The organism is Mycobacterium sp. (assembly GCF_032159565.1).
Taxonomy (GTDB): domain Bacteria; phylum Actinomycetota; class Actinomycetes; order Mycobacteriales; family Mycobacteriaceae; genus Mycobacterium.
This window is the reverse complement of sequence record NZ_JAVHWR010000229.1, coordinates 1-13585: the sequence shown is the minus strand read 5'-3', so window position 1 is coordinate 13585 and position 13585 is coordinate 1. Positions and strand designations below refer to the sequence as shown.

Below are 13585 nucleotides of genomic sequence, written 5' to 3'. Positions count from 1 at the left end.
CGGCGCCGAGGTTGTTCGGGTCGACCCGATCGACGGCGCCGCCGACTACCACCGCTGGCCGGTCACCGACGACGGGACGAGCATCTACTGGGCGGGTCTGAACAAGGGCAAGCGGTCGGTGGCGGCGGACATCCGCTCGCCGCAAGGCCAGGACCTCGTGCAGCGCCTGATCGCTGACAGCGGCGTGCTGATCACGAATGTGGCCGGGCGCGACTGGCATTCCTACGACACCCTGACCAGGCTGCGGCCCGACCTCATCCACGTCGAGGTGTCCGGGCGTGCCGACGGCGGTACGGGCGTGGACTACACCGTCAACGCCGGCCTCGGATTCCCAATGGTGACCGGGCCTTCAGACCTCGCGGCTCCGGTGAACCACGTGTTGCCCGCGTGGGATGTGACGTGCGGCATCTACGCGGCGCTGTCGGTCGTCGCCGCGCTGCGCCACCGCGACGCCTCCGGGCGGGGCCAGCGGATCTCCATCCCGCTGGAGAACGTCGCGCTGGCGACCGCGGGCAACCTCAGCTTCCTCACCGAGGTGATGGTGAACGGCACCTCGCGCGATCGGATCGGCAACTCGATCTACGGCCAGTACGGCCAGCAGTTCACCAGCATCGACGGCGTGTCGTTCATGATCGTGGCGCTCACCCGCCGCCACTTCCGCGACCTGACCGAACTCACCGGGACGACGAAAGCGGTTGCCGCGCTTGCCCGCACGCTCGACGCCGATTTCACCGACGAGGGCCAGCGGTACCGGCACCGCGACGCGCTGAGCGGGCTGTTCGCCGAGTGGTTCGCCGCCCACACCGCAGCCGACGTCACCGAAGCGCTGTCGGCGTCATCGGTTCTGTGGGAGCGGTACCGGACGTTCGCGGAGGTCGCCGGTGACGAACGGGTGACGGCCAACCCGTTGTTCACCGCCCTCGACCAACCGCGAATCGGCGAATACCTTGCCCCGGGGCTGCCGGTGTCGATCGACGGCGACTACCCGCAGGCGGTGTCAGCTCCGGCGCTCGGCGACGACACCGCGGGAGTGCTCGGGGACTGGTTGGGGCTCAGCGCGGGCGACATCGACCAACTCACCGAGTCGGGCACCGTCAGATGAGCCGGCTGCGCAAACTGCTGGAGCTCGAACCGGGCGCCGACGACGGCGCGTGGATCGGGCCGGCCAGCGGCCCGGACGGCAAGCGCGCGTTCGGCGGTCAGTTCGTGGCGCAGAGCCTGGCCGCCGCGTGCCGAACCGTCGACTCCGACCGGCAGCCCACCAACATGCACCTGCAGTTCCTGCGCGGCGGCGCGGCGGGCGATCCCGTCGAGTACACGGTCACGCCGGTGTTCGACGGACGGACCTCCGCGGCCCGCCGAGTCGACGCCTACCAGGCCGGACGGCTGCTTACGACGTCGTCGGTGTCGTTTGCAGTGGAGCTGCCCGGGCCCGAACACGGTCATCGGGAGCGCTTGCCGGGCGATCCGGACACGCTGCCGGAAAGCGGGCCCGCAGGACCCGCACCGTCGATGCCGTTGGACGAACTGGACATCAGGATCGCCGACGTGATCACCGGTGGCGAGTTCGTGCGGCGATTCTGGTGGCGGGCAACGGTTCCGATACCCGACGAGCCCGCCATTCACACCCTCGTCGCGGCATACGTCACCGACGTGTACATGATCGATCCCGCGCTGCAGGTGCACGGGCATTCGATGAGGGCCCGCACGCACCGCAGCGGGACGACCGATTCGTCGATCTGGTTCCACCGGCCCGTCCGCGCGAACGAGTGGAACCTGTTGGAAACCCGCTCGCCCGCCGCCGCGCGCGGGCGCGGTGTCGTGACCGGAAGCCTGGTGCGGGCCGATGGCGTCATCGCGGCGACCCTGGTGCAAGAAGGGCTTATCGCAGAGCGGGAACCGAGTCCGCAGTAGCCGTATGCTCGCTGCGTTCGCGCAACCACGTCCGCGCCGCGTTCAGCACCCTGGTGAGCAGTATGCCGACGACGATCGCGGCGACGACACCGAACATCGGATGCGCGTCGAACAACGGATAGACCTGGTAGTGCGTCAGGTAGGTGTACAGCGAGGCTTCCGCCACCGTGCCCGCGACGACGGTCAACCAGGCCGGGCAGCGGATCGCAGGCAGCCAGATCAGCAGCAGGAATCCGGCCAGCACCAACACCTCTCGATGCGTGCTGTCGAAGTAGCCGTGCAGGCTCACCACCAACACCAGCGTCACGGCGAGGCGCTGCCATCCGGTCGACGATTTCGCTGCGGCCCAGCCGACCGCGAAGAACCAGAAGACCAAAACTGTGAACCACGCGTCGTGGCCGAAGTGCAGACCCCACAGGTCGTACCGCAGTGCCAGCCCGATGACCAGGAAGCCTGCCGCGAACGCGAAGGGTCGACGCCGCTCCAGCCGGTCGGCCGCGGGCAGCCGGCACACGAAGGTCAGGCCGAGAAGTATCCAGACCAGCACCTCGACGAACCACAGCCTGCCCGCCGTCATGCTGGCCTGCGGGCCGAAGAACTTCTCGACGAGCAGGAGGTTCGTCCAGTGATAGTCGTTGGTGATCACAAGCGCGAGCGCAATCCATATCACCGACGGCACGACGATCCACGCAATCGTCTTGCGAAGGTGACGAACCCGGTCCATGCGGGCCACAGGTGTCAGGCAGAACCGGCCGAAGTTGTAGCCCGCGATTCCGAGCAGCAGGTGGGCGCCGCCCCACATCTCGTACAGGGTGGCGTGCGATCCGACGATGAGCACGATGGCCGCCGCGCGCAGCGCCACACTGGTTTCCAGTGTCGCGCCCAGCCACGGCCACGATCGCCGTTCGGGTGGGGTGATGCGCTCGAGTTCGGCCAGCGGCCGGCGCTGCCAATCGCTCGGCAGCCGGCCAAGCGCCCGTTCGAGCCGAACCGACATGGCCACGTAGGACAGCGAGTTGCCGCCGAGGTCGACGAAGCTCTGGTCGGGGCGAATGATGTCCGAATCGATCTGCAGGACGTCGGCGAGCAGGCCACGCAAGTCACCGGGTGATTTGGAGGTCTTGCTGCGGCGCGCGATGTCCCGGACGGCCTGATAGTCGGGCTTGCCCGACGGCAGCAGCGGCAGCTCGGCCATGGTGATGGCGCCGACGGCGGCTGGCGGAAGGCCGGAAGCCGCCGCCGTGATGCGCTGCACGGCATGCTCATCGGAACCGACCGCGGCGACGACGAGTCGCTCGGCGTCGTCGACGCAGAAGGCCGTCACGCCCTCCTCGCGCAGGGCGGCCTCCACTCGCTGCAGGTCGATGCGCAGGCCGTACAGCTTGAAAAACCGGCTGCTGCGGCCGATCACCTCGTAGAGCCCGTCGGCGCAACGGCGCGCGACGTCACCCGTGTGCAGGGTGTCGACCGTCTTGCCCAGCGCCAGATCCGACGGGCTGTGCGCGTAGCCCATCATGACGTTCGCCCCGTGATAGACCAGTTCGCCGACGTCGGGGCCGGACCATCCCTCGACCGGCTCTAAGCGCAACGAGCCGCCGGGAATCGGTCTGCCGATCGAGGCGGGATGCGACTGCGCGAGTTCCGGTGGCAGGTAAGCCATTCGGGCGGTGGCCTCCGTCGCGCCGTACATGACGAACAGCTGCCAGCCCTTGCGTTCACCGAGGGCGGCGAAACTGCGCACTCGTTCCGGCGACAGCCGGCCACCGGCCTGGGTGATACAACGCAGATCCGGCAGATCGATACCCTCGAAGCCGATCCGGTCGAGCATCTCGAAGGTGTAGGGCACCCCGGCGAACGACGTGCCGCGATGCCGACGGAACAGCGTCCAGAATTCTTCGTCGACGACCGAGCGATCGGTGAGGATCAGCCCTGAGCCGCAAAGCAGATGGCTGTGGACGACCGACAGGCCGTAGCAATACGACATCGGCAAAGTTGTTGCGGCCCTGTCGGATTGTCGGATGTCGAGGCACTCGGCGATCGCCGTCGCGTTTGCGACGAGATTGCATCCCGACAGCCGGACCAGCTTCGGCGACCCTGTACTGCCCGAGGTCGACAACAGCAGCGCGAGGTCGGGATGCAGCCGGTGGACGCTTGCCTGGCGCCGCTTGTGGATGCCGTCCCTGTCGATGACGACGTCGGGGTCGTACGAACGCAGCACGGCCGGGTGGCTCCGCCCGGCCGACATCGGCAACATGACGTGACCGCCGGCCAGCGCACCGAGATAGTGCACCAACGCCGACAGGTCGTTGCGCGTCTCCAGCAGCACGAGCCTGCGGGTGGCGCCCAGTTCCGCCGCGACCGCGGCCACTCGATCGGCGAGTTCGCGGTAGGTCAGCGACGTGGTTTCGGTCAGTACCGCGACGCGGTCGCCGTGGTCGCCCAAATGTTCAACGAGCGAGCTCACCGCAGCACGACCCCGTTACCGATCACCTCGATGCGGACCTTGGCATCGATGGGGGGCGGGTCGAGGCTGTGCTGTCGCACGATGATCGGCGCGATGTCGCAGGCGGGGTCGATCGTCAGCAGTACGTCGTGGCCAAGGAACTCGGTGCCGATGACCGTTCCGATGCCGTCGTGACTGTTGTCCTCGGTGCTGCTCACGTGCGCGGCCGAATCTGAGATCACCGTCGCCACAAGCTGTTCGGGCCTCAGCGCCAGCGTTGCCGGACCATCGCCGGTCGAGGTCTGCACCGGCACCCGGCCGAGGGCGCAGTCCGCGACACCGGCCGCGACGGTGCACGGCAGGGCGATGCAGTCGCCGAGGAACTCGGCCGTGAAGCGGTCATTCGGCTTGCGGTAGACGTCTTGCGGGGCGCCGACCTGGGTGAACCGGCCGTCGCGCATGACTGCGATCTGGTCGGCGATCGACAGCGCCTCCTCCTGGTCGTGCGTCACCAGCAGCGTCGTCACCCCTGCGTCGGTGAGTAACCGGGCGACCGCCTTGCGGGTGGATGCCCGGAGCCCGGTGTCCAGCGCGCTGAACGGTTCGTCGAGAAGCATCAGGACCGGATTGCGGGCCAGGGCGCGGGCGAGCGCGACGCGCTGCTGCTGTCCGCCCGACAGTTGATGTGGTCGACGCGATGCGTAGGAGGAATCGAGGGAAACGGTCTCGAGCAGCTCCGCCACGCGGTTGCGGACCTCGCGGCTGCGGGCGCCGCCGGACAGGCCGTAGGCGATGTTCTGCCCGACGGTGAGGTGGGGGAACAGGGCACCGTCCTGCGCGACGTAGCCGACGCTGCGCCGATGCGGGGCAACCGTGCGTTCGGCGCCGGCCACTTGGCGCCCGGAGATGGTGACGGTTCCGGCATCGGGCGTTTCGAACCCGGCGACGAGTCGCAGCAGGGTGGTCTTGCCGCAGCCCGACGATCCGACGACCGCGGTCGTGGTGCCCGTGGCCACCTGGAGGTCGATGTGGTCGAGCACGGTATGGCCGTTGAAGGACTTCGCCAGACCCCGGACATCGAGCATGGTGGTCACAGCGCGGCCGCCTTCGTCGACTGCCGGAAGAGGATCAGCGTCACGGGTACGGCGAGCACCACCAACGCGAAGGCGTACGGTGCCGCCGACGCGTAGTCCAATTCGCTGCTGAACGACCAGAACAGCATCGACAACGTTCTGGTGCCCGTGGGTGCGAGCAGCAGTGTCGCCGTCAACTCCGTTGCCACCGCGACGAACACGAAAGACGCTGCGGCGGCGGCAGCGGGCGCGGTGAGCCGCAGCGTGACCCGGAAGAACGTGGCGCTGGGCGACCTGCCCAGCGACCGGGAAGCCTCCTCGAGGCCGGGCGGAACCTGCGCAAGGCCGGCGCGGACGTTGACCAGGGCCCGCGGCATGAACAACAGAACATAGGCGAAGACGATCAGCGGCACGGACTGGTACAGCGGGCGGGCGAAGTGGATGGCGACGGTCACCAACGCGAGCGCCGTGACGATGCCGGGCAGCGAACTGGTGATGTAGTTGGCGCCCTCCACCGCACGGGCCAATACGCCCCTCGACCGGACGGCCACCCAGGCGACGGGGAACGCCAGCACCGTCGTCAGCGCCGCCGCGATGGCGGCCAGCGCGATGGTCTGGCCGAGCGCGTTGGCGATCTGGCCGACATCCCAGACCTTCGTCCCGCCGATCCACAGCCACCGCACGATCGTCCACACAGGCACACCGATCGAAAGGATCGCCAGCACCACCAGGCCGACCGTCGCCGGAAAACCGTTGCGGCCCAAAACGACCGGCACCGCAGCCCGCGGCGCACCGGATCCGATGCGGGAGTATCTCGCCCTGCCACGGGTGGCCGCCTCCGCGAACAGCAACACCAGGCACAGCAGGACCAACACGCCGGCCAGCATGCTGCCCGCCGCCCCGTCGAAGGTGACCTGGAACTGCTGGAAGATCGCGACGGTGAAGGTGTCGAACCGGACCATGGCGAAGGCGCCGAATTCGGCGAGCAGGTGCACGCCGACCAACAGCCCGCCACCGAGAATCGCCAGTCGCAGCTGCGGCAGCACCACGCGGAAGAACACACCGGCGGAATCGGATCCGAGGCAGCGGGCCGATTCCTCGACCGCCGGGTCGAGCCTGCGCAGCGTCGCGGCCACGGGCAGATACATGAACGGGTAGTACGAAAGCGTCGTGATCAACACGCCCGCCCACAAGCCGTTCAGCGACGGGATCACACCAACCCAGGCGTAACTGTTGACGAACGCCGGAACGGCGAGCGGCGCAACGAACAACGGGCGCCACAAGGGCCGGCCGGGCAGGTCCGTGCGCTCCACCAGCCAGGCCACCCCGACTCCGATCACCACACACAACGGCACGGTGACGACGACCAGCGCGACGGTGTTGAACAGCAGCTCACCGACCCGCGGGCGGACCACCAACTCGTAGGCGCGGGTCCACCCCACAGAGACGGCGCCCCACACGACGTACCCGAGCGGGATGCACGTCGCGGCCACCAGAATCGCGACCGTCGCCGAGACCAGCGGGCCGGGCGGGGCCGCCGTCTCCGATCGCGAAACCGGTGCCGCGGGGCGCGAGACTACAGGAGCGACCACCTACAGCAAGCCTGCCTTCGTCATCAGATCGGCCACCTTCTGCGAGTCCAGCGTCGAGGGGTCGACCTTGGGCGCCTGTAGCGAATCGAGCGGCGGCAGAGCCGAATTCGCGGGAACACCGCTTGCCACGGGGTACTCGAACGAGGCGCCGTTCTCGAGCACTTCCTGTCCGGCCTTGCCGGTGACGAACTTGATGAACTGCTGCGCCTGGTCGGCCTTCTTGCTGGATTTCAGTACACCGCCGCCGGAAAGGCTGAGGAACGCGCCGGGATCGGAGTTCTTGAAGTAGTGCAAAGCCGTATTGCCGCTGCCCTCTTTGGTATTGGCCTGATCGCGGAACCAGTAATAGTGGTAGATGATGCCGCCGTCGACGTCACCGGCGTTGACCGCCTTCATGGTGGCGATGTTGTCGTTGTAGATCTTCGCGTTTGCCTTCATGCCCGCCAACCACTGCGCGGTGGCCGCCTCGCCCCTGAGCTGAAGGTAGGCCGCCACGATGGCCTGGAAGTCCGCCTTGGCGGGCGCGCCGCCCCATCGGCCCTTCCACGCGGGCTGCTGAAGATCCGCCATGGATTTCGGCAGCTGATCGGGTGCCAACTTGGCCTTGTTGTAGACAAATACCGTGCTGCGCGCCGCAACACCGGTCCACTTGCCGGTGGCCGGACGGTACTGCGCCGGAACCTGGGCGAGGGTGTCGGGGTTCAGGTCGGCGAACAGGCCGGCCTTCTCGACCGCGGCCATGGCCGGGGAGTTCTCCGTCAGGAAGACATCGGCGGGCGAGGCTTCCCCCTCGGCGACCAGTTGATTGCCCAATTCGGTGTCGCCGCCCTGGCGGTAGGTGACCTTGATGCCGGTCTCCTTGGTGAAGGCGTCGATCCACTCCTTGGTCAGGGATTCGTGCTGGGCGTTGTAGATGAGCAGTTCATCGCCGTCGCCAGACTTCGAGCACGCGGTCATTCCAAGCACAACGGCAAGGATCGACATGAAGGCGGCGATCCGGCTCCAACGGGCTTTTCCATGCTCCTCGCGTGCGCCGTGTCGCATCCGGACGGTCCTTCCCGCGCCTGCCGGCGCCTTTAGCTGAGGATAACCTAATGAACATACCCTTCCCAGTCCCTTCAAACGGTTGCCCCGTGGAGGAACAAAGCGCATTCAAAAGCTATGAGGCGACTGGCGTACCCACCCCCTCCCCTCAGGCGCTTCGGCCGTAGCCGGGCGCGTTCGAGATTGACCTTGAAATACTGCGGGTACGTACGTTTTCGAATCCGGACAGATCACCTACGACCGACGACACCGAGGAAGCATCGATGACACTGTCAGCTACCACCTGCCGCGCTGTGATCGGCGCCTTCGCCGCCTTTGCGGTGGCGGCCGCAGCGGCGGCCACCGTCGGGCTGCCGACGGCAGGCGCCGCACCCTGCTCGGCGAGCGGCCTCGCCTCCACGGCCAGCGGGGTGATGGCCGACGCCGGCACGTACCTGGCCGCTCACCCTGGTGCCGACGATGTGCTGACCAAGGCGGGGTCGCAGCCGACCGACGAGGCGAAGGCGAGCGTGCAGTCGTACTTCATGGGCCATCCGGGCGAATTCCTGGATCTGAAGGGCATCGCCAAACCGTTGACCGACCTGCGCGCCCAGTGCGGGGTCGCGGTGTCACCGGGACAGCTGGCCGCGCTCGTCGAGTCGTTCCAGTAGGCCGGTGCGCTACATCCGGCCGTGCCGGCTGCGCACGAAGCTGTACGCGCCGAAGGCCGCGATCCCGAGCGCGGCCAGAATCAACAGGATCTTGCCGAAGGGCGCCTGACCGAGCGTTTTCACCGCGGCATCGAGGCCGGCCGCTTTCGACGGATCCGCCTGCAGGGTGGCAATGATGACCAGCAACCCGGCGCCACCGAGAACCAGACCCTTGGCCACGTAACCGGTCACGCCGACGGCGGTGATCCCGGTGCCGCCGGACACCCGCAGATCCTTGAGGAACTTCTTCGACGCGCCTTTGTAGACGTGATACCCGCCGACGGCAGCGACGCCGATTCCGACTGCTATCAGCAGCGCCTTGCCCCAGCCGGACTGCATCAGCTGAGCGGACATCCCGGCGTTCTGCTGACCGCTCGACTGTCCGCTGCCCATTGCAAATCGCGCCGCCGAGAATGCGATCGCGAAATTGACGATGGCCAACCCGAGCGACTTGACGCGCTTCCACGCAGGGGAGTCGTCCTGCTGTCGTCCGGAGCCCTCGCCGGGCTTGGAGCCGACGATGGCCTCGCCGACGCGCCACAGGCCGAGGGCGAACAGGCCGACCGTGGCGATCCACAGCATGATCGCCCCGCCGGGTTGCTTGGCGAGTGTGCCCAGCGCGCCGGACTGGTCGGCGTTGCCGCCGGATCCGAACGCGAGGCGCAGGATGATGAAGGCGACGAGCAGATGCAGGACACCGCTGGCCGCGAAACCGGCGCGCGCCGTGTACTCGAACGCCTTGCTGTCGGTGGCCCTATCGACTACTCCGTGTGCTGACGTGTCGCTCATCTCGACCTCCTCGCGGGGCCGAGTACCCGTTTTTTTACGGCCGCGAAACCAAATCGGGTGCTTCGGTGGGTTTTCAGCGGCTGGGTAAAGGCCGGGCGACGCCGTCGAGCAACTCGGCGACCTTCTCCGGTTCGGTGATCATCAGGTCATGGCCGGTGTCGATGTCCCACACTCGACCATCCGATATCTTCCGCAGCCGGTCGACGTTGCGCAGCGACATGAACGCTGTCGTACTGATGTGGGATTGTGGAATCATCTGCAGGGCAGCCGGATTCGTCAGCGGAGCCAAACCACCCAGCCCAATTTCCCTGTGAATACCATCCCGAACCTCCCCGTCAACCACGTTTGGGTACCGGCGGTCACCGGAACGATGCCGACCGACTGGTTGGATGCGGTCTGCACCAAAGGCTCCCTGAATGACCTCGGTCCGCTCGCTGGTAGCCGTTTCAGTGAGACTTGCATGCCCCTTGGGGCAACCTCGAATGGCTCAAAAATCAGCATCGACGACTATTCGTCGGAATCTCTGCTTCGGAACCGAATCACACAAATCAACGAGGGCGAAATTGCGGTAGGACTGCCTTACGACCAGAATTACGTCCTCTTTTGTAGCCTCGACGGAAGCGCCCGCCAGCTTTTGCCACAGCAAGCGTTCGGCTTCAACTTAGTGCCGATTAAATAGCGTTGGCCAGCGAAGTCCGTGAAGCGTGTGAGTTGGCTTGCCGAGCGTGGCGAGCATCGGCCGAATGTTAGGACTGGACATAGTGGCCTTACCACTCTGGGCGCGCGGACGACACGCTTGGCGTAGTGGCCGGCATGTTATTCGGGCCGAAAGAACACGGGCTTACGTACGAACCCGGTAGATACGGACCACAGCCCGTCAGCGCCGGCGGGCACGGCTACGCATACGTTTCCCGCGGCCTCACCACCCGAGTAAAGCTCGCCGACATCTGCCAACGTGTTCGGGATGACCCCGCAGTAATCGTCGTAGGTCCGGTTATCCGAACCGACAAACTTGACTTGGATATCGAACCTGGTGTTACCGGTGTCGTCTCCTTATAGGTGGCCGTGACGGGCACGATCCAGAACTCCATGCCCGCTTCGGGTGGGTCGTTGAACTCGTTTTCGTTCGTGATTTCGGCCCACGCCTCACGCGGGGCGCTAGGCGTCACGTCCCAGTCTTGATTACTCACTGTTGCGCCGATGGAAAACGGATTTTGCTACTGCCGGCTTCACTACCGTTGTCGCTCCCACCCGCCTGAGTACCGTCCGGCTTCCCGGAAGCAGACGAAGTCGGAGAAGATGCCGACAGATCCGAATCGTTGAAACTGTCCTTGAAAGCATCCGAAACGACAGTGAAGAAAACGACGACACCAACAACTGTCCCGACAGTCGAGAGAACGATCGCGGCAATGCTTGTGCCCCTGGCCTTTCCAGTGAGGAACAGGCCAACGATGCCAAGGACGAACGCGATGGGAAGCAATACCCACCCAACGATAAGCGCCCCTGGAATACACGCGAAGATAACTCCGATGATGCTCGCGACGAGCGCGATAATCCCGATGATGTTCTTCCGTTTCGCGGGCGCCGGTGCCGATACCGTTGCCGGTGCTGCTGGCGGCATCCGCTGTTCAGTCCACTGCGTGCCGTCGAAGTAGCGTTGGCCGGGGGCGCCGGACGGATCCGGGTACCACCCCGATGGGGTCGTCATATGTCCTCCTTTGAAAATGCTGCGGAGGGAGTGTTCGACCGCCGAAACTGGCGCGCGTCAATGGTTCGCCATTTCCTCACGGCCGGCCGACAGTGCTTGACCCTACCTGCTGGTCGATCTTCTCGAGCTTGCGTCCAGCTCTCTCAGGGCGTTTGTGAGTGCGGTCAGTCCTTCGGCGAGGATGTTGGTCGTCCCATTCTCGGTTGACCTGGCGACTTCGCGGAACTTGTTGCCTGCGGTTGAGGCCCACGGCGCTGCGTTGCTCATGGTCGGTAACCGTATCGACAACCACCGACATGCATCGACATGCATCGGGCCGCCACCGTCGGGAGTTGGTGGCGGGCCGACTACAGCTCGCTACTGAACTCCGAGTGAGGGTTGCATGTTGCGCAAGCGACCAAAAGCACCACACCATCGCATATCTTCCGGCCCGAGGTTTCGGTGCTCACGTACGTCTTCAGCGGTCGGCGCGTGACCAGGACTCGCGTGAATTACGTTCCCGGCGGTTACCGGGATGTCAATTCATCGAGAAGGGTGCGGAACGCGATTCGTATTCTTCTGGTTGCGGCGGCAATCGGTGCCGCTGCTGTCGGTGCGGCCCCCAGTGACGGTCGCTGACGAGCAGTACCCGAACTGCAAAAGCGGCAGCCGCCTCACTCGAACGTAGCGTCCGACGCGAATGGCTTGTTCGCATCCACGACGAACATGATCAGCCAATGCAGTTCTTCCCCGCCGCTGCTGGTGACCTCCATGGGATGCTCGGGGGGCCCGCCCGCCAGCGTCTTGCCGGCTTCGACAACGTTCACCCCGTGCGGGGTCTGTTGGCTTAACTGACCCTCCAGCACCAAGAACGCCTCGGTGCCGGGATGCGTGTGCACCCCGGACTTGGCGCCTGGCGCCGCGACGGCATGGCTGATGAGCAGCAGGTACTCGGGGGCGGAAACGTCCACCAAGGGGCCGATCTCGGTGACCATGCTGCCACCATGCGTCGGCGCTCCCTTGGGACCAAGCGTAAAGAGCCAAACCTTGCCCTCCACGTCGGTGGCCAGAGACAACGGACGAGCCGCCGCCTCGGCGTCCGCGAGCGCGGGGAAATTCTCGACGTGCCAATACAGCGGGCCGGCAGGCAACTCGGTGACTGTCTTCTCCGCCATCGGTTCTACGACAAACTTCTCTTGCTCCTCTTGCGCCGTTGGTGTTGCCGTCTGGGTCGTGGGTTCGCTCGTATTCACGTTGCTCGTGCACCCCGACAACGCCAGAGCGCCGGTCGCAGCGAATACCGCTGCGATGCGCCAGATTTTCCCCCGGCGGTCTTGACATCCGCTTAGGGCGATTGCCTCTTCTTTCTGCACTTGACCGCGCCAGCGGCGCATTGATGCCGGGTCCGGTTCACGCCGATGGACACGCGCCGACACGAACACCGCAACGATCAACAGAGCGATCACCACAATGATCGGCAGCGAGACGGCCACGACAACCGCGGCACTCATGAGCAAAATGTACGCCGGTTTGCACCCGCCGCATAGGACGACCACCCCGACGAGAAGTTGGTGACCGGGAGGTCCAACGGCCCGGCGTATGTGACTGCAAGGGCATCAGAATTGCAGATGTGTAAAAGCCGTTTCTTCCTTTGCCGTATCACATCGCCGCCCTTCGTTTGCTATGCGATCGGCCTCCCTTGTGGGATGCTCTCGTGATGGTCGCGTCGGCGTATAGCGAGTTCGCAGCCGAACATCGGGCGGAGCATGTCACCCTGTTCAACCGCTGGTCGGCGGCCGTCGGAAACTATTTGCTTGTCCCGACGGTAGTTGCGGTGCTGCTTCGTAGACCTCGATTTGCCGCTGCGATTTTTGGCTTAGGGACTGCGGTCCTTATCGCGGGCCACGTCGTCGAAGGCAATCTCCCTCGATCTTTGCGCGATTTGGCCCGGCACCCAATCTGGAGCGTGCGGGCCGATTTCGCTGTCGCAAACGCCACCATCATGCGTAGACCCGTAGGTTCCGAGACGCGCGCCGAATCGTTCTGATCGGGACCGCATTGCAGACGCGCTAGGCCCGCCAAGCTGACCATTCAAATTCACACGGGTCAGCTGATAGCACGGCTGTGGTGAGCATCCACCGGACCGCGTGGACACTGGCCGATCTGCATCGGCGGCCGACGTTCTTTGAGGTAGAAGAGTGACACTGGGTTCTTCGACTTGGCCCTGGCCGCGGCGGTGCTCTCGGCACACGGCAAGAAGGAATGGGGGCGGCTCGAAAAGACCCTGCTGCTCGGTGAATTGGCCCTCGATGGCCGGGTGAGGCCCGTCAAAGGTGTGCTGCCGGCGGTGCTGA

At 65.7% G+C, this 13585-nt stretch carries 13 protein-coding genes and 1 pseudogene; 6 read left to right on the top strand and 8 right to left on the bottom strand.

The features are described from left to right. The coding region (locus QOC76_RS30885; protein ID WP_526363776.1) for a CoA transferase at positions 1-1102 on the top strand (1102 nt) is incomplete at its 5' end. Further along, positions 1099-1914, top strand: coding sequence for an acyl-CoA thioesterase (locus QOC76_RS30880; RefSeq protein ID WP_526363774.1), 816 nt, complete (start codon positions 1099-1101; stop codon positions 1912-1914). The genes QOC76_RS30885 and QOC76_RS30880, both read left to right, overlap by 4 nt. Here the strand turns inward: QOC76_RS30880 and QOC76_RS30875 are convergent. Genes QOC76_RS30875 through QOC76_RS30860 form a run of 4 tightly spaced genes read right to left on the bottom strand, consistent with a single transcriptional unit; the run spans position 1883 to position 8066 of the window. Beyond that, complete coding sequence (locus tag QOC76_RS30875) at positions 1883-4378, bottom strand: AMP-binding protein (protein WP_526363772.1); 2496 nt, start codon at positions 4376-4378, stop codon at positions 1883-1885. The genes QOC76_RS30880 and QOC76_RS30875 overlap by 32 nt on opposite strands. Then, positions 4375-5442 (bottom strand): ABC transporter ATP-binding protein, encoded by a 1068-nt coding sequence (locus QOC76_RS30870; RefSeq protein WP_526363780.1) that lies wholly within the window; start codon positions 5440-5442, stop codon positions 4375-4377. The genes QOC76_RS30875 and QOC76_RS30870 overlap by 4 nt, the downstream gene beginning before the upstream one ends. Before the next feature lie 5 nt (positions 5443-5447). Further along, positions 5448-7022: an ABC transporter permease gene (locus QOC76_RS30865; protein ID WP_526363770.1), complete on the bottom strand. Its 1575-nt coding sequence runs from the start codon at positions 7020-7022 to the stop codon at positions 5448-5450. Beyond that, positions 7023-8066 carry an iron ABC transporter substrate-binding protein gene (locus tag QOC76_RS30860; RefSeq protein WP_526363768.1) on the bottom strand — a complete coding sequence of 348 codons (1044 nt, stop codon included), beginning with the start codon at positions 8064-8066 and terminating at the stop codon, positions 7023-7025. Positions 8067-8329: 263 nt separating this feature from the next. On the opposite strand from QOC76_RS30860, the gene QOC76_RS30855 reads away from it, so the two are divergent. Further along, a complete protein-coding gene (locus tag QOC76_RS30855) occupies positions 8330-8716 on the top strand; it encodes a hemophore-related protein (RefSeq protein ID WP_526363766.1) in 387 nt (128 codons plus the stop codon). 9 nt (positions 8717-8725) lie between these two features. Here the strand turns inward: QOC76_RS30855 and QOC76_RS30850 are convergent, their stop codons facing one another. Both QOC76_RS30850 and QOC76_RS30845 read right to left on the bottom strand, forming a co-directional pair. After that, positions 8726-9544, bottom strand: a complete 819-nt coding sequence (locus tag QOC76_RS30850; protein WP_526363764.1) for a DUF1206 domain-containing protein — start codon at positions 9542-9544, stop codon at positions 8726-8728. A gap of 73 nt (positions 9545-9617) precedes the next feature. After that, positions 9618-9764, bottom strand: coding sequence for a hypothetical protein (locus QOC76_RS30845; RefSeq protein ID WP_526363762.1), 147 nt, complete (start codon positions 9762-9764; stop codon positions 9618-9620). A gap of 18 nt (positions 9765-9782) precedes the next feature. Between QOC76_RS30845 and QOC76_RS30840 the strand changes: the two genes are divergently transcribed. Then, the gene (locus QOC76_RS30840; protein WP_526363760.1) at positions 9783-10223 is read left to right on the top strand and encodes a hypothetical protein; all 441 of its coding nucleotides are present in this window, start codon (positions 9783-9785) and stop codon (positions 10221-10223) included. Positions 10224-10730: 507 nt separating this feature from the next. Here QOC76_RS30840 and QOC76_RS30835 read toward each other — a convergent pair. After that, on the bottom strand, positions 10731-11252 hold the full coding sequence (locus QOC76_RS30835; protein WP_526363758.1) for a DUF2510 domain-containing protein: 522 nt from the start codon (positions 11250-11252) through the stop codon (positions 10731-10733). Between the two features lie 653 nt (positions 11253-11905). Further along, positions 11906-12742, bottom strand: coding sequence for a cupin domain-containing protein (locus QOC76_RS30830; protein WP_526363756.1), 837 nt, complete (start codon positions 12740-12742; stop codon positions 11906-11908). Between the two features lie 206 nt (positions 12743-12948). Between QOC76_RS30830 and QOC76_RS30825 the strand changes: the two genes are divergently transcribed. Both QOC76_RS30825 and QOC76_RS30820 read left to right on the top strand, forming a co-directional pair. Beyond that, positions 12949-13278 (top strand): Mpo1-like protein, encoded by a 330-nt coding sequence (locus QOC76_RS30825; protein WP_526363778.1) that lies wholly within the window; start codon positions 12949-12951, stop codon positions 13276-13278. Positions 13279-13443: 165 nt separating this feature from the next. Further along, positions 13444-13585: pseudogene (locus QOC76_RS30820) on the top strand (magnesium chelatase domain-containing protein); the annotation flags it as partial.

Coding starts and splice junctions, on each gene's coding strand:
- QOC76_RS30830 (WP_526363756.1), bottom strand. CDS start 12,742: ATGAGTGCCGCGGTTGTCGTGGCCGTCTCGCTGCCGATCATTGTGGTG.
- QOC76_RS30855 (WP_526363766.1), top strand. CDS start 8,330: ATGACACTGTCAGCTACCACCTGCCGCGCTGTGATCGGCGCCTTCGCC.
- QOC76_RS30880 (WP_526363774.1), top strand. CDS start 1,099: ATGAGCCGGCTGCGCAAACTGCTGGAGCTCGAACCGGGCGCCGACGAC.
- QOC76_RS30860 (WP_526363768.1), bottom strand. CDS start 8,066: ATGCGACACGGCGCACGCGAGGAGCATGGAAAAGCCCGTTGGAGCCGG.
- QOC76_RS30870 (WP_526363780.1), bottom strand. CDS start 5,442: ATGCTCGATGTCCGGGGTCTGGCGAAGTCCTTCAACGGCCATACCGTG.
- QOC76_RS30835 (WP_526363758.1), bottom strand. CDS start 11,252: ATGACGACCCCATCGGGGTGGTACCCGGATCCGTCCGGCGCCCCCGGC.
- QOC76_RS30845 (WP_526363762.1), bottom strand. CDS start 9,764: ATGTCGCTGCGCAACGTCGACCGGCTGCGGAAGATATCGGATGGTCGA.
- QOC76_RS30850 (WP_526363764.1), bottom strand. CDS start 9,544: ATGAGCGACACGTCAGCACACGGAGTAGTCGATAGGGCCACCGACAGC.
- QOC76_RS30825 (WP_526363778.1), top strand. CDS start 12,949: ATGGTCGCGTCGGCGTATAGCGAGTTCGCAGCCGAACATCGGGCGGAG.